The sequence below is a fragment of the Sphingobacterium sp. HMA12 genome (assembly GCF_002933815.1).
Classification (GTDB): domain Bacteria; phylum Bacteroidota; class Bacteroidia; order Sphingobacteriales; family Sphingobacteriaceae; genus Sphingobacterium.
The window spans coordinates 167,631-186,804 of record NZ_BEYR01000006.1; the positions used below are offsets into that span (position 1 = coordinate 167,631).

The window sequence follows — 19,174 nt, forward strand, 5'->3', positions numbered from 1 at the left end:
CTTGTACTTTTGTCAGGAAGTATATTATATGAAGATAGACCATAAACTCATAGAGAAATATCATTTAGGCCAATGCTCTCCCGCAGAACAACTTCTTGTGGAGGAATGGTTATTGGATGATACCCTCGAGTCGGAGCCCTTGTCTATTTCCATCACTAAAAAAGCAAAATTAGAAACGGATATCTGGGCCGAGCTGAGCAACCATATTGATCAGTCCGAAGTCCCAACGATAGTTCCTCCTAAAAAGTATAACTTTAAATATATTGGAATAGCAGCCAGTATTGTACTTTTACTCTGTTTTGGTTTTTATCAATTCAGTAAGGATACCGAAAACACTGCCGCCATCTTTGATAACGGAACAAGTGCTGGGCTGAAGTATATTAACCAGAATAGTTATAATATCATCCTAGGTAAAAATGCACGGGCTGAGATCAATACGGATACCGGGGAATTCAAAACTTCGGGCAATATGATGTTCATTCCCAAAAAAAACTTTGCCTTTAGCTTTTCTGGAACAGATAAAAAGAAGGAACTCAAACATGGGGAAACATATTTTGTATTAAAACCACAAAAAAATGGCAAGCAGGTAATAATCTCCAAATCAGAACTGACTTTTTTAGCCCCTACCATCCAACACGAACTGAAAATACAATTTAATATCATCTAAATAAGAAGAACTTCAATTAGTCCATACACTCATGCTATTCAACCGCTTCACGCTATTCTTATCCTTGTTATTACTCCATTTAGTAATAAGCTGTAGAACGGAAGATGGGGGCAGAAATATCGACGGGAAGTACAGTCTCTATACGATGAATAAAGATCTCGGAAACACGATCATCACCTCAAATACCGTTGATAGTGGAAATCTAACCATTTCAAAAAATGGCATCGACGTTCAGACACAACAATTCGATCGAAGCATCATCGTTAAGGACAAGCATTTTTATTTTTTAAGAGCGGGAAAATTCAGAAAATATACACTTGAATCAAACGGATTAAAGGAAATTGCACAGTTGGCGATGCAAGATCAGCATATTGAAAATATAAACTGGCTTGATCTAGACACATTGCTCCTATTTACTTCGGACAACAAAACAAATCGTCGGCTATGGATCTATAAAATTGCCGTCCATGATTTCAAAATCAATCAACAGCAAGAGATAAAACTACCTTCGGCCGCAGCGGATTTCAATATCCTATCTGTGGGCTTTGGCACGGTACATCAACAGCAATTGCTGGTTGGTTATACTTTTAATAAAGTAATCAACGAAACTGACTTCACCACAATAGACACCCTATACGTCGCAACATTGGATAAGGCGACTTTACGATTGAAAAATATACAAAAGGATATACGATCCACTTACCCCGGTGGAGTTAATACGGTACAGTCTTACAGCTTTCATGACGAAAATGGGAACTTCTATTTTATGTCCTGCCCGGGCATAGCGCTGGGCAACAGTCCGTCGAAACCTACCGCAATTTTCAGAATTGACAGCAATTCCACCCACATCAACCCTACTTATTTTCTCAATCTAACAGCCAAAACGCACAATCATGCTTATGGCATGTGGTATTTGGGCAACAATCAGGCTATCGTCCGTAGTGAACGTAGAGACCGCTACACCGACTTTAGCGATCATCATTCCACCTATCAATTTGAGTACTATGTGGTCGATCTTATCAGCCAAACCACAACAAAATTAAACTTACCTTTCGACAAGGGGACACGCAAAGAATCTGTTCTCGTTGAAAATGGGAAAGCCTATATCACCATAGACGATGCAAAGGATCAGCATCAAGTTTGGGTCTATGATATCACATCAAAAAATATTCAGGTGGGTCTTACCCTAGATCAAGCAACAGATTTTATTGTCAGAATAGACCGATTAAACTAAATTTCCAACTGATATTCAACCTATTAAAAAATAATAATTTTTATTTACTTTTTTGACCTTCGGTAGATTTAGAGTTACGCAACTTCTCTATGTGTAATTAATCTAAATAAAATAATGTCAAAATTTAAAGTAGTATGGTTATTCTTTTTCCTAATCATATCATTTCCTTCACACTCCCAACAACTAGCTGAAGTCAAAGGTAGTGTTACCAATACATCAAACGAACCTATTCATGGGGCAACAATTGTCCTATCAGGTACAAATAAAGGAGCCAAAGCAGACAAAAATGGTTTTTTCAAAATAAGTGGAATTTCTTTCGGCAATCATCAGGTTACAATTTCCGCCATCGGATATCAGACCATCAGTAGGTCCGTCACCTGTACTAAAAATGTTATTGATCTATCCGGTATACAAATGACCCCGGATCGAAAAACCATAGCAGAAGTTGAAGTTATAGGACGATCTACCACAAGTGAAGTAACACGACAACCTTACAATGTCTCTGCAATAGACGCAAAAAAACTCTACAATACGACTTTAGATATCGGTCAGGCACTTAATAGAGTCTCGGGCGTACGCTTGAGAGAGTCTGGCGGTGTTGGATCAAATATGTCTTTTAGTATCAATGGATTTTCTGGCAATCAGGTCAAATTATTTCTGGATGGTATTCCGATGGACAATTTTGGTTCATCATTTCAATTGAATAATATCCCGATCAATTTTGCCGAGCGTGTAGAAGTGTATAAAGGCGTTGTTCCAGTATGGCTGGGTGGCGATGCCTTAGGTGGTGCTGTAAATATTGTCACCAAAAATGAACCTGGTAAGTACCTCGACGCTTCCTACTCATATGGTTCCTTCAACACACATAAAACTGCGGTAAATGCAGGATACATCTCGAATAACGGATTAATGATGACCTTGTCAGCCTTCCAGAACTATTCGGACAACAATTATTGGGTGAATGTGCGGACGGCTGATTTTGAAACCGGAAAATATACCAAAGGAAGAAGAAGGCGTTTTCACGACGCATACCGAAATGAAACCATGGTGTACAATATCGGAGTCTCCAACAAGAAATATGCAGATCAGCTACTTTTTGGAATAACACTCGGTGAAAACAAAAAAGAGATCCAGACCGGAAACCACATGGACGATGTTTATGGAGGCAGAGAAGCCCTGGGAAATATTATCCAACCCAGTATAAAATACATCAAAAAAGATCTATTTGTAAAGGGACTAGATGTCAACATATTTGGTCGATACAATCTCGGCAAAGAACGCAGTCTGGATACAGTGAATAGAAGATTTACTTGGTCCGGAGAAAGTGAACCCAAAGACAAAAAGAATCCTAATGCTCCCGGAGGGGAAAACGAACTACGCGATTATCGTTTCAACAATAACAATGGCAACTTCATTGCCAACCTCTCCTATGCGATCAATGAAAAACACCATTTTATGGTCAATCACCTATTGACAACGTTTGACCGCAAAGGAAAAGACATATATTACCCAGATCTCGAAATTAACAAGTTGCCGCGAAAAACGACAAAAAATATTACAGCACTAGGTTATCGTACGAATATAGCCGATCAATGGGATTTAAATGTATTTGTAAAAAATTACAACCAAAAAGGTAAATACTTTGAAGAAGTCAAGAAAAATGAAATCTACAAAAATGTAGAAACGACGGTCAATAAATTAGGCTATGGCTTTGCGGCTTCCTACTTTGTCAATCCAACCCTACAATTGAAAGCTTCCTATGAGAAAGCTTCCAGATTACCTGAAAACAACGAATTATTTGGCGATGCGCAAGACCTGAGCGCAAATCCAACACTTAAACCAGAGAATAGCCATAACATCAATATCGGCCTCTCCTACACAAAAAAATGGAATGAGCATAATCATATCATCATAGATGCTAACTATACCTATAGAAATGCAACTGATTTTATAAGACTCTACATCAGCCCATTAAGCTCAAACAACAAGAGAGAGAGTAAATACCTCAATTTAAGGAGTGTACTCAATAATGGAGTAGATCTTAATCTAAAATATTTTTATAAAAATCAGTTTTCAATCGGTGGTAATCTAACCTACCAAAATATAATCAATAACACGAAATATGAGCCCGGTCAACTTGTAGAAAGCAGCGTTTACAAGGATCGCATGCCTAATATCCCATATTTATATGGGAATGCAGATGCTGCCTATTATTTGCACCACTTCGGAGGTAAACATAATACATTGACAATCGGTTACAACCTCCAATATATCCATGCCTTCTTTTTGGATTTTCCAAGTTTGGGCACACCAGCACAGCGTTTCATTATTCCCAAACAACTATCCCATGATGTCAACATGGTCTATGCGATGGCTTCGGGAAAATACAATATTGCGCTGGAATGTAATAACCTAACCGACGCAACACGATACGACAATTTTGAAATGCAGAAACCTAGTCGGTCTTTCAATGTCAAATTCAGATACTTTATACGCAAAAAATAACACACAATTTATTAAATAACTCAAAATGAAAAAGTCAAATTACTTAAAATTGCTTACAGTAGCCTGTGGCGTATTAACAATTACCGCTTGTTCAAAGGACAAGCCTGTTGAAGGAGGAGAAGATTCAGGAAACTCGAAAAAGAAGGAAAAATTTGTCTTTATCGTAACTGGTCAAGGGAGTTCGGAGTCGGGTTCATCAGGCACTTACATTGTTACTACGGATGATGTTAGCCAAGGTAATTTAAGTATTGTAGGTAACGGTATGCCAGCAACAGAATTCTCCTTTATCAATCAAAACAACCATGTTTTTGGTCTGACATATGGTGGACAAGGACCTATCACTCCTTATGCCATTGATGCCAAAGGTGATCTGCAAAGACTTAAAGATGATCAGGTAAATGCTGAAACCGCAGGTATCTATGGTAATTTCGGTGATAAAAATGTGATTTTAGGTACAACCAACAGAAGCATTGTAAACCCTGTCGCGACGCTACGAAATTATGATGCACAAAATTTCGCCATCGCGAACAAAAACACGGTCGACCTTTCCAAAGTATTGGGGGGTAAACGCATGGCGATCTGGACAGGTGTATTCCAAGTAGGGAGTAAAGTCTATATTCCTTTCCAATCCGGTGATGGTTCAAATAACTGGGGCGGAGATTTTACAACGACAGATACTACCTATATCGGCATCTTCTCTTATCCTGAACTTAAATTTGAAAAAACAATCCGTGACGGAAGAGGTTCCCATATCGGAAACTGGTTTGCTCAACAAGGTTTAGCGGTAGACGATAAGGGCGATGCATATGTATGGTTCTCAGCAAATGAAGCATCATTAGCTACAAAAAATAAATCTGGATTCCTGAGAATCAAGAAAGGAACGGATGAATTTGATAAAGATTATTATTTTGATATCGAATCCCTTGGAAACGGTAAGATCGCGAGAGGCAGTTATCTTAAAGACAATAAATTTTTAATGACGATCTATAACAAAGGTGAACAGTCCGAAGGTGTAGGCGGTGGTCTTGTCAAATTATATATCGTAGATATACAAACCAAAAAAATGACAGAAATCATAGAGATTCCTGCACATGAACAACAAGGTTATAAAGATGTTGTATATGTTGACAAAGGTGGCGCTAAGGCTTACTATACCTGTCAAGATAAAGACGACAAACAGTATTACACCTACATCATTGATATCAACAACGCTACAGCAAAAAGAGGGTTGAAATTTATCGGGATATCCCAAGTATCATCAATGAGTAAAATCAGTTATTAATCATCCCCAATGATCCGATCTGCCAACCTACATGTGCAGATCGGATTATAAAAACCGTTTCCCATTATGCTCAGTAAAATTAATGCCTGGTTACACCTCTGGCTAGGCTTGGCAGCGGGTATACCCGTTATTATCTTAGGAATTACAGGCTGCATACTTGTCTTTGAACACGATATCAAAGAATTGGCCACAAACTATATTCAGGTCGTCCCGCAAAAACCAGAAGAACAGCTTCCACCCTCTGCGATCTATAAATCTGTTAAGGCTGCACTTCCCGATCATGAAATTGGGAGCTCCTGGTATTACGGACTGGACAGGTCGGTCAAAGTAAGCTTAGACCATTCCGATAGCCTGGTCTATGTAAACCCCTATACAGCCGAAGTCATGGCCATTGTTGATCATGAGGATTTTTTCCATTTCATGGATGAAGGTCACCGTCATCTTTGGATGCCAGTAAAAATAGGCCGACAAGTCGTTGGCTGGAGCACCTTCATCTTTTTCATACTACTGATCACAGGCATGGTATTATGGTGGCCAAAGAAATGGAACCATAGATCGAGAGAACAGAGTTTTACCATCAAATGGAAAGCGAAATTCAAACGCATCAATTATGACCTCCACAACGTACTAGGCTTTTATGCATTGACAATCGCATTGGTCATGTGCTTTACAGGACTCATTATGAGTTTTCCCTGGATACGAAGTTCTGTCGTTTGGATGACGGGAGGTTACCCCAACAAACCGAAGACGGAAAAGAATAATAAATCTGAGCTTCAGGATCAACCGCTAAATGATGCGCTGGTAATCGCGGATCAAATCTGGTATAAAGTACGTCACGAGTATGCAAAATTCAATAAAGAAGCTGTCATCGTACACTATCCTGAAAAAGAAGATAAAACGGTATATGCCTGCACAGACATGGCCAACGGAAGCTGGAGAGACCTTAATTTTGACCGTTATACCCTGGAATTAACCGGACGCAAACAGGGACCAATTGATGAAGCCAATACCACAGAATGGCTCATGCGTTCTAATTACGCCTTGCATACCGGTTTTATCGGTGGAATGACCACCAAAATCATTTACTTCATCGCATCGCTTATCTGTGCGACTTTGCCTATAACAGGATTTTACATCTGGTGGGGAAAGAAAAAAAAGTCAACAAAAAAATCAAGACGTCCACAATTAGCAACAACTTAATCATATCATCATGCCTTATATCCTCCGTTATCTCTTAAGTCTCCTTTGGATCTGTACCCTATTTACAAGCCAAGCTCAAAAAACAAATCATATCAAGGGACAGACTGTGGGCGAAGATAAACAGGCCATTCCTTATGTAAGTATTTCGCTTTATCACGTCAATGATGGTACACTGGCTAGTACGGTACGCTCAGATAGTACCGGAAATTTCAGGTTTACCAATACAAAAGCGGGCAGCTATTTTATTAAAGTCAAAAGCCTTACCCATCAGGATACTTTCAGTCCCCATTTCAGGTTGGACGAACATTTTGACGAGTATGATCTTGGCAAGATCCTATTATTGCAAAACAATGCTTATCTCGCCGAGGTCGTTGTCGAAAGAAAAAAACAATTTATCGAACAGCAACAGGACAAGCTGGTATTCAATATTGAAAACTCCATGCTCGCAGACGGCAACAACGGACTGGAATTACTCAGCAAGATTCCTGGTGTCGCTGTCGATGAAAGTGGTTCGCTAAGTATTAAAGGTAAATCTGGAGCGACGGTTACGATCAATGGGAAAATTACATACCTGTCCGCCGATCAATTGGCCAATCTCCTACGGAGCACCTCCTCAATGGACATCAATAAAATCGAGGTCATGTCCAATCCAAATGCAAAACAGGATGCTGCTGGATCTGCAGGTATCATCAACATTGTGTTAAAGAAAGGACTCAAACAAGGGTTTAATGGTTCCGTATCGGCTAATGCCGGTGCCGGTAGAGGAGCACATCTTGGCGGGAGTCTAAACCTTAATTATCGTACAGAAAAAATCAATGTATTCGGGATTTATAATCAGTATTTCCAAAATCTGAAATATTATAACTCACTTACACGCTATTTTTACACTGATCAAGAATCAGCCCCTGAATCGTATTCACAGCAGGAGAATACCATACAGCCCAAACTCCGATCTAATAATTTTAGAGTCGGCATGGACTACAGCATAAATCCCAAACAGACGATAGGCTTCTTAATTAATGGAGGATTCGGAAAATATCCAAAGTACGAGCCTACCACGAATAATTTCCGAAACTTTAATACCGATAATTTAGTATGGTCATCCACGACCATCACGGAGGGCAAGGAGCGTTGGCGAGATATGCTGTACAATGTCAATTATAATTTAAAGCTCAATGATAAAGGCCATGAATTAAAAATAGATCTTGACCTTGTTGACCACTATTCAAAAATGGATCAGCAGCTGAATACGGCATACAACAATGTGGGCGCTTCAACACCGCCTGCAAGTTCCTCCAGAATAGGTGATATCCCCTCAGACAATAAGGTATATGTCGCCAAACTGGATTATACACTTCCGCTTCCAAAGGAGTATAAACTTGAGGCTGGCTGGAAGAGTAGTGATGTGCGCACTGAAAACGATCTACATTATGATACATTACAAAATGATCAATATGTTCCGGATCTGGGCACAAGTAATCACTTTATCTACAAAGAGACTATTCATGCGGGTTATCTAAATCTATCAAAAAGCTGGCATAAGTTTTCAACGCAAATAGGCGTTCGTGGTGAACACACCCGTACACGTAGTCATCAAATTACATTGAACGAACAATTTGAAAGATCCTATTTCAAACTATTCCCAGCAGCGTTTTTCACCTATACAGCCAATGACAATCATAAAGTACAGACCAGCTACAGCTATCGCGTACAACGACCTTCGTTTTGGGATTTAAATCCATTCAGGGTATATACGGATCCTTTTTCCTATGCTGAGGGAAATTCGAACTTAAACCCAGCATACGAACACTCCTTTGAACTAGGTTATACTTACGCAAGCAAATACGTCTTAACGCTGAATTATGCACAGCGGTCAAATGTTGTCAACGAAATATTGGGCAGAGATCCACTTAATCCCTATATTACTTTTGAAAGGCCCGAAAATATAGGTTCTTTTAAAAATTATGGAATCTCCTTTATTGCGCCAACTCAAATCACCGGCTGGTGGTCGGCAACACATTTTGCAAACTATTATCGGAATGAATATGAATTACCACAAGAAGATGAACTGATCATTCGCAAGGGCAATACATTAAGTCTAAATAGCCAAAATTCCTTCAAATTGCCTAAGGATTGGTCTATTGAACTGGGTGGCAATTATGTATCTGGCTTAACGGTAGGGATCAGTCAAATCAAAAGCTATGGACAGGTATATGCAGGTATTCAAAAAAACCTCCTCAATAAAAAAGCAACGCTGAAATTAGTCGTTAACGATATTTTCAGAACCAACAATCGACGATATGAAACGATCTCGCCAACCATCAGGCTCATCGGTAGATCTAATCCCGACAGTAGAACTGCCATCCTATCTTTCAGCTACCGTTTCGGTGGTTCTCAGAACACAACAGCACAACGCGCTACAGGTTCTGAAGACATAAAAAGCAGGCTCTAAACTCATGACAGTTTGCTAACTTTATACTAATACCAAATTTTGTACCTTTGTAAAAAATTATTGAAGATGTCGGTCAAGATTGGTAAAAATATTGATTTGGGTGAATTCCCTTTGTTACTAGCTCCGATGGAGGATGTAAGCGATCCGCCGTTTCGCTATGTATGCAAACAGAATGGTGTTGATTTAATGTATACTGAATTTATTTCTTCAGAGGGATTGATCCGGGATGCAGCTAAATCTGTTCAAAAGTTAGATATTTTTGAATATGAACGGCCTATCGGTATCCAGATATTCGGTGGAGATATTGAAAGTATGCGTCAATCAGCTGAAATCTGCACAAAAGCAAATCCAAATCTAATCGACATCAATTACGGTTGCCCTGTTAAGAAAGTGGTTTGTAAGGGAGCTGGTTCTTCCCTATTGCAAGACATTGATAAAATGGTTGCAATGACCAAAGCTGTTGTTGAAGCAACTCATCTACCGGTGACGGTAAAAACACGTCTTGGCTGGGATGACAACACCAAAAATGTATATGAGGTAGCGGAGCGATTGCAAGATGTTGGCATCAAAGCATTAGCAATACATGGCCGTACCCGCGCGCAATTGTACAAAGGTCAGGCTGACTGGTCGATGATCCGTGACATCAAACGCAATCCGCGCATTCAGATTCCAATTTTTGGAAACGGTGATGTGGATTCGGTGGAGAAAGCCGCTGCCTGGAGACAAGAATATGAAGTTGACGGCATTATGATCGGGCGTGCCGCTATCGGCTATCCATGGATCTTTAGAGAAATCAAACATTTCTTCCATACCGGTGAGCGCCTGGAGGGACCTACGATCGCCGAACGTGTCGAAGTATGTAAAACACACTTAAACAAATCCATCGAATGGAAAGGGGATAAATTAGGAATATTTGAAATGCGAAGGCACTACGCAAATTATTTCAAAGGCATTCCAAATTTTAAAGAATCTAGGATGAAACTTGTCAGTTTACAGACGCAAGATGAAATTTTGGATGTACTCCATGATATTGAACATAACTTTACATCTGAAATGGTGTAAGCTTAGCTATAAAGAAGTCGCATTGATTCTGTATCGATGCGACCTTCTTCTTTAATTTTGTTTGTTTCCGGTCCCATTACCTCTTTTCGGATAATCAATTCTCGGCGGGATTCGATTTCAACTTTGGGGTGCTTCTTTTTCTTTAAGCCCCTTTCTTAATGAATTGCTTCAGCTGACTTCTTTCCATCATAAATACGCCGCCTATATAAACAATCAGCAAACCGTTTCCAATGAAAACATTATGCTGGAAGACAAAATAAGATAGATAAGAGAAAACTATACCCGTCAAGATATAGGTCAATATTTTACCCAACTTATAGGGAATAGGATAATGCTTCTGCCCCCAAAAATAAGACAGGACAACCATAGAGAAATAGGCCAGAAAGGTGACGACCGATGCCCCCACATAACTATATTTAGGGATCAAATAATAATTTGCTATTATAGTTATTCCTGCCCCCACAAGTGAAATATATAGCGCATAGCGTGTTTGATCAGAAAGTTTATACCATACCGACAAGTTCATATAGATTCCCAATAGGACATAATTGAATAGCAGCAAAGGTACAATAAAAAGACCTGACCAATATAAATCTCGCGTTTCCAGATTGCCTTTAATAAAATATTTCAACCAATCAATGTTCGCCGTAATGCCTAGCATTACTAGCATCATAGCGATAACAAAGTATTCCATAATCAGTGCATAGGTCCTCTTTGCATTCGCATTTTTTGCATACGAGAAGAAAAATGGTTCGGCTCCTAAGCGAAAAGCCTGAACGAAAATACTCAGAAACATCGCTAGTTTACCAACGGCCCCGTATATACCTAAATCACGGTCTCCAATGTCTTTAGGTAAATAAATCGGCAGTACAATCTTGTCTAAATTTTCATTAACGATATACGAAATATTAGCAATTAAAATTGGAAAACTATAGGATAGCATCTTTAAAATTAACTCCTTTTCCGGTTTAAAATAGAAACCCTTCATTTCGGGAAGAAGCAATAGAAAGGTAACTGCACTGGCCGCAATATTTGAAATAAAAACATAGCCGATCCATTCGTTTTTGTACCAACCAGAACACCAATCTCCCAAGCCTCCGCCTTCTTTTATCAAATAGGGAACAAGTGCAATAAAGAATAAGTTCAGAATCACCATGATACCTATGTTCGCTAATTTGATAATACCAAAGCGAAAAGGTCGGCCATCGGACCTTAATTTTGCAAAGGGAACAATGGCCAAAGCGTCCAACGCCAATATTAGCGCAAAGTACTTCACATAACTTTCATAATCTTCATTATAGCTACCTTTATTTAACCAACTACCGATCGTCCCAGCAAAGACAATAGCAGTTATAAAAAATAATGTCGCCAGCGATGCGATGACGATAAAGCTATTATTAAAAACCTGTCTTTTGTCTTTTTCCTCAACTTTTTGGAGAAACCTAAAAAAGGTTGTTTCCATACCAAACGCAAGCACTGCATTGATCATTGAGGCCCAGGCATACATATTGGTAAATATTCCGTATGAAGCCGGAGGATATTTAAGGACATATAGGGGGGTCATGACGAAATATAGCATCCGCGCTATAATCGTGCTCAGCCCGTAAATCATGGTTTGCCCGGCGAATTTCTTAAGTACTGACAAGGTAAAAGGATTTAGGATTGAACTCTTTTAATCACTTCAAAATTGGAAAAGCCTTTCAGTTCGCCTTCCTTCACTTCAACAGCTTCAACATTTGCATCCTCGGGGCCTTCCTGGCAGAAGTCCAACAATGAATCAAGTGCAAAATCGTCTCCCTCGGCCTCCATGTAGACAGACCCATCCTTCTGATTGAGTACAAAGCCTTTTACACCGACTTGATCCGCAACAGCTTTGGCCGTCAGTCGGAAAAAGACTCCTTGTACTTTACCTCTTATTGAAATATTCAAATGTTTCATAAGAGCAAAAGTACAGAAGTTTTTGTGGAATTAAATACTACGCTAAACGTTTGATTTTAACTTTATCTGTTAAACGCATGTGTTCCATCCCCTCAAGCAGGACAATCCCCGGCTTTTTACCGATTTCCAGAGATCCATATTCATCCTCAATGTTCAACGCAACAGCTCCGTTGATCGTTGCCCATTGGATTGTTTGCAAGAAATCCAAATCTTCGAAATGTTCATGCAGTACCTTCAGTTCTTCCAATACCGAAAGTGTATCATTCGACGCTAGGCTATCCGTTCCGATCACTAAGCGTTGGCCCGCATTTATAAAGTTCTGTACCTTAGGAAGGTTTCCTTCAATATATAAGTTTGCTTTTGGACACAAGCACCATACAACATCCCGATCCATACGTTCTACAAAATCAAGATCTTTTAGTGAAGTATAGGTATTATGGACCAATAATAATTTATTCGGATAAGGTAAGTAGGGTAAGTAAGACTGGATAGAGTTTCGGGCTTGTGCTTTAATAGAATCAGCACTCTTTCCGATACTCTTATAGAAATCCAGGAACTCACCTGTTTTGTACCTAAATAACTTATTCTCTTCGTCACTCTCCTGATTATGAATACTAATGATATTAGTCTCGGGTACCGATTTTTTAAATTTCTTAAAAAGAACTTTCGAACAGGAATAAGGTGCATGCGGCGTAATAGACACATGTCCATTTCTAAATTCTTGTGTTAAAGACTTGGCTTCTTTTAGTTTAAAATCAGCTTCTTCAGGATCGACTCCAATGACCTCTACAAAGGTATGATAAAGTATTTTTGAATCTTCCTTAAGTTTGGAAGAATTGTCCGTATTTACATGGTCTCCCACCGCTACGATCCCATTTTCATACATCTCTTTATCTGCTTTCGCCATCGCATCATCCATTTTTTTCATCGATGCACTCCGTGAAGTCATTACTTGGCTCAGGAATTTTGGCAGGCCGGTACCTTTAGCTACCACGCCTTTCATATGTGATAATTCAAGATGGCAATGGGCATTGATAAAACCGGGAATAATTATTCCAACATATCTCTCGATTTCGACTTTATCAGTCTGTGTGAATGAAGCAGGGTCATAGATGCCTTGAATTACCCCCTCCTCGTCTACCGCTACAATACCGTCTTTTATAGGCATTGAGGTAATCGGTAGAATATAATTTGCGCTTAAATACTTTAACATTTTATCTCCTCACTCTCAAATTAGTAACTAAAAATTTTTGACCGATATGAATACATACTAACAGTAGAAAATTCTATGCCAAGGTACCTAAAAAGAACAATAAATACCAAAAACAAGCCTAAACGTAAAATTTTAAACCACAAGGAAATTATCGCGTATTTTTCAAGAAGTCTACGTTTTGTAAAAAACGCGATCCTTATAGACCATTCCGATTTTAATTTATATATTCGCAGCGTCGATTAGGGGTGCCTTGTTTTGTCAGAAACACAAATAAAGGCTGAGATCATACCCAACAGATTAAGTTCTGTGCACCTGATCCAGGTAATGCTGGCGGAGGGAGAGGTTAGTTAAATAAAACGGTCATGGTGACCCCTTGCTATGATTTGTTTAACTTAAACAAAATACATCAACATGATCAAATTTTTGATTTGTAGCGCTTTAGCTACTACTTTAAGCCAAATTGCTGTTGCCCAGCACAATTTGACGATTAAAACTGTAGATATGGATACGCAAAGGCCACTACAGAATGCATCAGTATCCATAGACGGACAGACTTCATTTACAACCAAATCGGACAGAGATGGCCTGATCAAATTATATAATATCGCGGATGGAAAGCATCGCATTCAGGTCTCGTTTGTCGGATATCAAACCTGGACTCAAAACCTAAATCTTCAACGGGATATGGAATTGATAGTCCAGCTCGATCCAAAAACAATTCGTACAGAAGAGGTCCTTGTGGTATCCACCAGAGCTAAGAAGAATGCACCAACCACATTCAGGAACATCTCAAAAGAAGAGATTACCAGGAATAACCTGGGGCAGGACATTCCATATCTCTTGAATCAAACACCTTCTGTTCAGGTAAACTCCGATGCAGGAGCCGGCGTAGGATATACAAACATGACGATCCGTGGATCTGACAACCAGCGCATCAATGTAACCCTTAATGGTATTCCATTAAATGATGCGGAAAGCATGGGCTCATTCTTTGTCAATCTCCCAGACTTCGCCTCTTCCACAGAAAGCATTCAAGTACAACGGGGAATCGGAACATCCACCAATGGGGCTGGATCTTTCGGAGCGTCCTTAAATATTCAATCAAATACATTAGCAGAAAAACCTTATGCCGAACTCAATAATTCATTCGGATCTTATAATACCTGGAAAAATACAGTAAAACTCGGAACCGGTTTGATTAATGATAAGTTTGCTTTCAATGCACGCTTATCCAGGATCAGCAGTGATGGTTATATTGAAAGAGGTGCCTCAGACCTGCAGTCCTTCTATATTGATGGGGGTTATTATGGCAAAAAACACACCTTAAAAGGAATCATATTCTGGGGAAAGGAAAAGACCTACCAAGCCTGGAATGGCGTGCCGGAACCTTTGATCACGGGGGATAGATCCCGTATGGACGATTACGCAGATAATGGTCTCGGCGTATCCGGCGCAGAAAAAGACCGATTTATGAATGCAGGAAGAAACTATAACCTATATACCTATAAAAACCAAACGGACAACTATACGCAGAAGCATCACCAGATTCACTATACCAATATCCTCAATGACAAGCTCACACTGAATACCGCACTACATTATACAAGAGGCTATGGCTATTATGAAGAGTTTAGATCAGCCGATAATCTTAGTAAATATGGGCTTCCAGATGTTATTATCGGTAATGATACCATAAAAAAAACGGATCTCGTCAGACGGAGATGGCTTGATAATTATTTTTATGGGATGACCTATGCACTGAACTACAAACCCAATGATCAGCTCGAAATTATATGGGGTGGTGCATACAATCAATATCGAGGAAAACATTATGGTGAAGTAATCTGGGCACAGTACGCTTCCAACGGATTTATAGACGACAAATATTACTTCGGAAAATCGCAGAAAAATGACTTCAGCAACTTCCTAAAGGTAGATTACAAATTGGATAAATGGATCTTAATGGCCGACGTCCAGTACAGAAATGTAGACTATCACATGTATGGGGACGATGATAAGGTCAAAAACTATAATTATCATCCAAAATTCAATTTTCTAAATCCCAAAGCAGGAGCAACTTATCTGTTAAATGACCATGCAAATATCTATGCTTCCTATGCTTTTGCACAAAAAGAACCCGTCCGAAAAGATTTCATAGAGAAAAACAGCAAACTTCCGGATCCAACGCCAGAAAAAATGCAGGACATTGAAATTGGATATAGATTTACCAACACCAAATTCAATATTGGATTAAATGGCTATGGTATGTTTTATAAAGACCAGTTGATTCCAACAGGCGAGATCAGTGATACCGGTGCTCCCATCCGACAGAATGTAAAAGACAGCTATCGAATCGGGCTGGAATTTGACGGGGCCTGGAACATCAGTAAGCAATTGAACTGGAAGGCTACCGCTGCTTTCAGCCAGAATAAGATCAAGAACTTTGAAGAAGTCATTGGCGACCTTAGGATCTCCTATCCAAAGACAGATATTGCCCTGTCTCCAAATACAATTATCTCCAGCAACTTTTCCTATAGCCCTATTGAACCGCTCACATTTTCATTGCTGTCAAAATATGTAGGACGGCAATATCTCGACAACTCCTCAGCGAAAGAAAGAAGCATCTCTTCATCCTTTGTTAATAATCTGCTGGCGAATTATAAATTTACGGCTTTAGGTATAAAAGACATTAACCTAAGTTTACAGGTAAATAACTTACTGAATGAAAAGTACGAAACTAACGGCTATACCTTTGGCTGGATGGAAGACGATACCAGAAAATATTACAATTTCTACTTCCCACAGGCAACTACAAATTTTATGTTAGGCCTAAACATTAAATTCTAACAGTTAAGATCCCACCAATATAAAAGCCTCCTTTTCTTAAATAGAAAAGGAGGCTTTTTATTTTTGGCGCCAATAAATACGAGATTGGATCGTGTTTGACGATCGGAATTTTTAACTTTGGTTTTATACTTTTCATTATGCGTGCAGTAATACAACGGGTAAAACATGCTTCCTGTACAGTAGACGAACAGATCACCGGGCAGATTCAACACGGTTTAGTGATCCTATTGGGAATAGAAGAAGCCGATACAATTGAAGACTTAAAATGGTTGGGACAGAAGTTCGTTAACCTACGGATTTTTGAAGACGAGCAGGGACTAATGAATAAATCCATACAGGATATTGACGGTAATATCTTACTGATTTCTCAGTTCACCTTATTTGCTCAGACAAAAAAGGGAAATCGGCCCTCATTTATTCGGGCGGCCAAACCTGATATCGCCAAACCGCTGTATGAAGAAATGGCCAAATTGCTTTCTCAACTGATCGATCAGCCTGTTCAGCTCGGCGTATTTGGAGCTGACATGAAAATTAATCTATTGAATGATGGTCCCGTTACCATCATTATGGATACAAAAGATAAGGACAATTTTTAAACTACTTAATCCGAAAAAATGACAATCAAAGAAGCACAAGAAGTAATTGATAAATGGATCAATACAACGGGGATACGCTATTTCAATGAGCTGACAAATACTGCCATGCTTATGGAAGAAGTTGGCGAAGTGGCCCGGATCATGGCCAGACAATACGGTGAACAGTCTTTCAAAAAATCAGATAAAGAGGTTAATCTGGCTGATGAAATGGCCGATGTATTGTTTGTCTTAATCTGTCTTGCAAATCAAACGGGGATCGACCTAACCGAAGCACTGGAAAAGAACCTGCAAAAGAAATCTATCCGGGATGCAGACCGTCATAAAAACAATGAAAAATTAAAATAACACCTTTGTGTTTCAGAGGTATACAAGGTTTAATATTAATCTTACGCAAAATTTTAGAGCAGATATTATGAATAAACTATTTATTTATTCGCTAATAGGAAGTTTGCTATTCGCTTCATGTTCCAATACCCGCAGGCAGCTTGACGCATATAAAACTAACCCCGAGACATTCAACAAAGCGGCGGTGGTAACAGCACACCCCATAGCTTCGGAAGTTGGTGTCATGGTGCTAAAAAAGGGAGGAAATGCCATTGATGCTGCCGTTGCGGTGCAGTTTTCCCTCGCTGTAGTATATCCAAATGCAGGAAATATTGGTGGCGGTGGTTTTATGCTATTTCGCAACAATAAGGGGCAGTACGATGCACTAGACTTTCGGGAAACCGCTCCTAAACAGGCTCATCGGGATATGTATCTGGATGCACAAAAGAATGTTATCCCTGATTTGAGCCTATACAGTGCGCTCGCATCGGGTGTGCCAGGTTCTGTCGCCGGCATGTGGGACGCCCATCAGAAATATGGGAAGCTAGCCTGGAAAGAATTGCTCTTACCCGCAATCGAACTTGCGCGAAAAGGTTTCAAGATCAGTGAAAGACAGGCCCGCGAGTTTGAAAGCCATAAAGAGCGATTTGTGAAGCTGAATCCCACTGGTGCCGCAATTATCAAAAATACAACCTGGAAAACTGGTGACCTATTTGTACAAGAAGATCTAGCCAATACTATCGAAAGAATCGCTAATGAAGGACGTGACGGCTTCTATAAAGGAAAAACCGCCGATCTGCTCATTGCCGAAATGAATAAAGGTAAAGGGATCATTACCCATGAGGATCTAACGAGCTATAAGGCAGTCTGGCGTGCCCCGATTGCATCGAGCTATAGAGGACACAAGGTTGTTTCGATGCCTCCACCATCGAGCGGCGGAACCTCCCTACTGGCTTTATTAAAGTCCGTTGAACAATTCCCGCTTCAGCGCTGGGGCTTTCAGACGGACTCCGCAATACGCGTCATCGTTGAAGCAGAACGTCATGTCTATGCAAATAGGGCAAAGTATTTAGGGGATCCTGATTTTATCAATGTCCCTGTGCAGCAACTGATAGATTCCACGAAGAATGCAGCTAAACTGAATCGGTTTAATTTTCATCAGGCGACTTTAAGCAAAAACGTCAATGCGGATGTCATTCCGGGTTATGAGAGTGAGCAGACAACTCATTTCAATATTGTTGATGAGCAGGGAAATGCTGTTGCCATCACCACCACACTCAATGATTCCTATGGATCCGGGGTTATCGTGGATGGTGCAGGATTTTTATTGAACAACGAAATGGATGATTTCTCGGTAAAGACCGGCGTACCCAATATGTATGGCTTGACAGGAGAAAAAGCAAATGAAATTCAGCCCGGGAAAAGAATGCTGAGTTCCATGACACCGACCATTTTAGAAAAAGATGGCAAACTATTTATGGTGGTAGGGACACCGGGCGGATCAACGATTATTACCTCCGTTTTCCAGACCATATTAAATGTAATCGACTTTGGTCAGAATGCACAGGCCGCCGTGAATTCACCCCGCTTTCATCATCAGTGGTTACCTGACCGCATTGATGTGGAGAAAGATGCGATTGATACAACACTTCGAGACAAATTGACAAGGGATGGCTATGTAATAAATCCCCGGGGAACAATAGGACGTGTAGAAAACATTCTTATCCTTCCAAACGGCAAATTGCAGGCCGGTGCCGATCCTCGTGGAGATGATACCGCAAAAGGATATTAAACATCAAAACAAAGGCTCATCTGGAATTCCAGATGAGCCTTTGTTATATCCAGATAGTTTGG

The 19,174-nt window shown here is 39.8% G+C and carries 14 protein-coding genes and 1 riboswitch; of the genes, 11 read left to right on the forward strand and 3 right to left on the reverse strand.

What is annotated here, in order from left to right:
• Nucleotides 1-28 precede the first annotated feature (28 nt).
• From HMAT_RS23475 to dusB, 7 genes are all read left to right on the forward strand, one after another.
• Nucleotides 29-667 (forward strand): hypothetical protein, encoded by a 639-nt coding sequence (locus tag HMAT_RS23475; RefSeq protein WP_104385267.1) that lies wholly within the window; start codon nt 29-31, stop codon nt 665-667.
• Between the two features lie 145 nt (nt 668-812).
• The gene (locus HMAT_RS23480) at nt 813-1,901 is read left to right on the forward strand and encodes a DUF4374 domain-containing protein (protein ID WP_104385268.1); all 1,089 of its coding nucleotides are present in this window, start codon (nt 813-815) and stop codon (nt 1,899-1,901) included.
• A gap of 114 nt (nt 1,902-2,015) precedes the next feature.
• The gene (locus HMAT_RS23485) at nt 2,016-4,406 is read left to right on the forward strand and encodes a TonB-dependent receptor (protein WP_104385269.1); all 2,391 of its coding nucleotides are present in this window, start codon (nt 2,016-2,018) and stop codon (nt 4,404-4,406) included.
• A gap of 25 nt (nt 4,407-4,431) precedes the next feature.
• Nucleotides 4,432-5,688, forward strand: a complete 1,257-nt coding sequence (locus HMAT_RS23490; protein ID WP_104385270.1) for a DUF4374 domain-containing protein — start codon at nt 4,432-4,434, stop codon at nt 5,686-5,688.
• A 66-nt stretch (nt 5,689-5,754) separates the two neighbouring features.
• Nucleotides 5,755-6,888, forward strand: a complete 1,134-nt coding sequence (locus tag HMAT_RS23495) for a PepSY domain-containing protein (RefSeq protein WP_104385271.1) — start codon at nt 5,755-5,757, stop codon at nt 6,886-6,888.
• Between the two features lie 10 nt (nt 6,889-6,898).
• Nucleotides 6,899-9,340 (forward strand): outer membrane beta-barrel family protein, encoded by a 2,442-nt coding sequence (locus HMAT_RS23500; protein ID WP_104385272.1) that lies wholly within the window; start codon nt 6,899-6,901, stop codon nt 9,338-9,340.
• Between the two features lie 66 nt (nt 9,341-9,406).
• Nucleotides 9,407-10,402, forward strand: a complete 996-nt coding sequence (dusB, locus tag HMAT_RS23505; RefSeq protein WP_104385273.1) for a tRNA dihydrouridine synthase DusB — start codon at nt 9,407-9,409, stop codon at nt 10,400-10,402.
• 142 nt (nt 10,403-10,544) lie between these two features.
• On the opposite strand, the gene HMAT_RS23510 is transcribed toward dusB, so the two are convergent.
• From HMAT_RS23510 to HMAT_RS23520, 3 genes are read right to left on the reverse strand one after another with little or no spacing between them, the layout of a single operon-like run.
• Nucleotides 10,545-12,014, reverse strand: a complete 1,470-nt coding sequence (locus tag HMAT_RS23510) for a lipopolysaccharide biosynthesis protein (RefSeq protein ID WP_104385274.1) — start codon at nt 12,012-12,014, stop codon at nt 10,545-10,547.
• Nucleotides 12,015-12,058: 44 nt separating this feature from the next.
• Nucleotides 12,059-12,340 carry an acylphosphatase gene (locus HMAT_RS23515; protein ID WP_104385275.1) on the reverse strand — a complete coding sequence of 94 codons (282 nt, stop codon included), beginning with the start codon at nt 12,338-12,340 and terminating at the stop codon, nt 12,059-12,061.
• A 37-nt stretch (nt 12,341-12,377) separates the two neighbouring features.
• A complete protein-coding gene (locus HMAT_RS23520) occupies nt 12,378-13,553 on the reverse strand; it encodes an amidohydrolase family protein (protein WP_104385276.1) in 1,176 nt (391 codons plus the stop codon).
• A 231-nt stretch (nt 13,554-13,784) separates the two neighbouring features.
• A riboswitch (TPP riboswitch) is annotated at nt 13,785-13,910 on the forward strand.
• A gap of 54 nt (nt 13,911-13,964) precedes the next feature.
• Between HMAT_RS23520 and HMAT_RS23525 the strand changes: the two genes are divergently transcribed.
• The 4 genes from HMAT_RS23525 (at nt 13,965) to ggt (ending at nt 19,112) form a co-directional block, all read left to right on the forward strand.
• Complete coding sequence (locus tag HMAT_RS23525) at nt 13,965-16,400, forward strand: TonB-dependent receptor domain-containing protein (RefSeq protein ID WP_104385277.1); 2,436 nt, start codon at nt 13,965-13,967, stop codon at nt 16,398-16,400.
• Between the two features lie 137 nt (nt 16,401-16,537).
• Entirely contained in the window at nt 16,538-16,996 is a 459-nt protein-coding gene (gene dtd, locus HMAT_RS23530; RefSeq protein ID WP_104385278.1) for a D-aminoacyl-tRNA deacylase, read from the forward strand.
• A gap of 18 nt (nt 16,997-17,014) precedes the next feature.
• A complete protein-coding gene (locus HMAT_RS23535) occupies nt 17,015-17,341 on the forward strand; it encodes a nucleotide pyrophosphohydrolase (RefSeq protein ID WP_104385279.1) in 327 nt (108 codons plus the stop codon).
• 67 nt (nt 17,342-17,408) lie between these two features.
• On the forward strand, nt 17,409-19,112 hold the full coding sequence (ggt, locus tag HMAT_RS23540; protein WP_104385280.1) for a gamma-glutamyltransferase: 1,704 nt from the start codon (nt 17,409-17,411) through the stop codon (nt 19,110-19,112).
• Nucleotides 19,113-19,174 lie beyond the last annotated feature (62 nt).

What these genes read in the sequence shown, in the direction of transcription:
- HMAT_RS23480 (WP_104385268.1), top strand. Translation starts at nt 813, where the DNA reads ATGAATAAAGATCTCGGAAACACGATCATCACCTCAAATACCGTTGAT.
- ggt (WP_104385280.1), top strand. Translation starts at nt 17,409, where the DNA reads ATGAATAAACTATTTATTTATTCGCTAATAGGAAGTTTGCTATTCGCT.
- HMAT_RS23525 (WP_104385277.1), top strand. Translation starts at nt 13,965, where the DNA reads ATGATCAAATTTTTGATTTGTAGCGCTTTAGCTACTACTTTAAGCCAA.
- HMAT_RS23520 (WP_104385276.1), bottom strand. Translation starts at nt 13,553, where the DNA reads ATGTTAAAGTATTTAAGCGCAAATTATATTCTACCGATTACCTCAATG.
- HMAT_RS23495 (WP_104385271.1), top strand. Translation starts at nt 5,755, where the DNA reads ATGCTCAGTAAAATTAATGCCTGGTTACACCTCTGGCTAGGCTTGGCA.
- dtd (WP_104385278.1), top strand. Translation starts at nt 16,538, where the DNA reads ATGCGTGCAGTAATACAACGGGTAAAACATGCTTCCTGTACAGTAGAC.
- dusB (WP_104385273.1), top strand. Translation starts at nt 9,407, where the DNA reads ATGTCGGTCAAGATTGGTAAAAATATTGATTTGGGTGAATTCCCTTTG.
- HMAT_RS23500 (WP_104385272.1), top strand. Translation starts at nt 6,899, where the DNA reads ATGCCTTATATCCTCCGTTATCTCTTAAGTCTCCTTTGGATCTGTACC.
- HMAT_RS23490 (WP_104385270.1), top strand. Translation starts at nt 4,432, where the DNA reads ATGAAAAAGTCAAATTACTTAAAATTGCTTACAGTAGCCTGTGGCGTA.
- HMAT_RS23510 (WP_104385274.1), bottom strand. Translation starts at nt 12,014, where the DNA reads ATGATTTACGGGCTGAGCACGATTATAGCGCGGATGCTATATTTCGTC.
- HMAT_RS23535 (WP_104385279.1), top strand. Translation starts at nt 17,015, where the DNA reads ATGACAATCAAAGAAGCACAAGAAGTAATTGATAAATGGATCAATACA.
- HMAT_RS23515 (WP_104385275.1), bottom strand. Translation starts at nt 12,340, where the DNA reads ATGAAACATTTGAATATTTCAATAAGAGGTAAAGTACAAGGAGTCTTT.
- HMAT_RS23475 (WP_104385267.1), top strand. Translation starts at nt 29, where the DNA reads ATGAAGATAGACCATAAACTCATAGAGAAATATCATTTAGGCCAATGC.
- HMAT_RS23485 (WP_104385269.1), top strand. Translation starts at nt 2,016, where the DNA reads ATGTCAAAATTTAAAGTAGTATGGTTATTCTTTTTCCTAATCATATCA.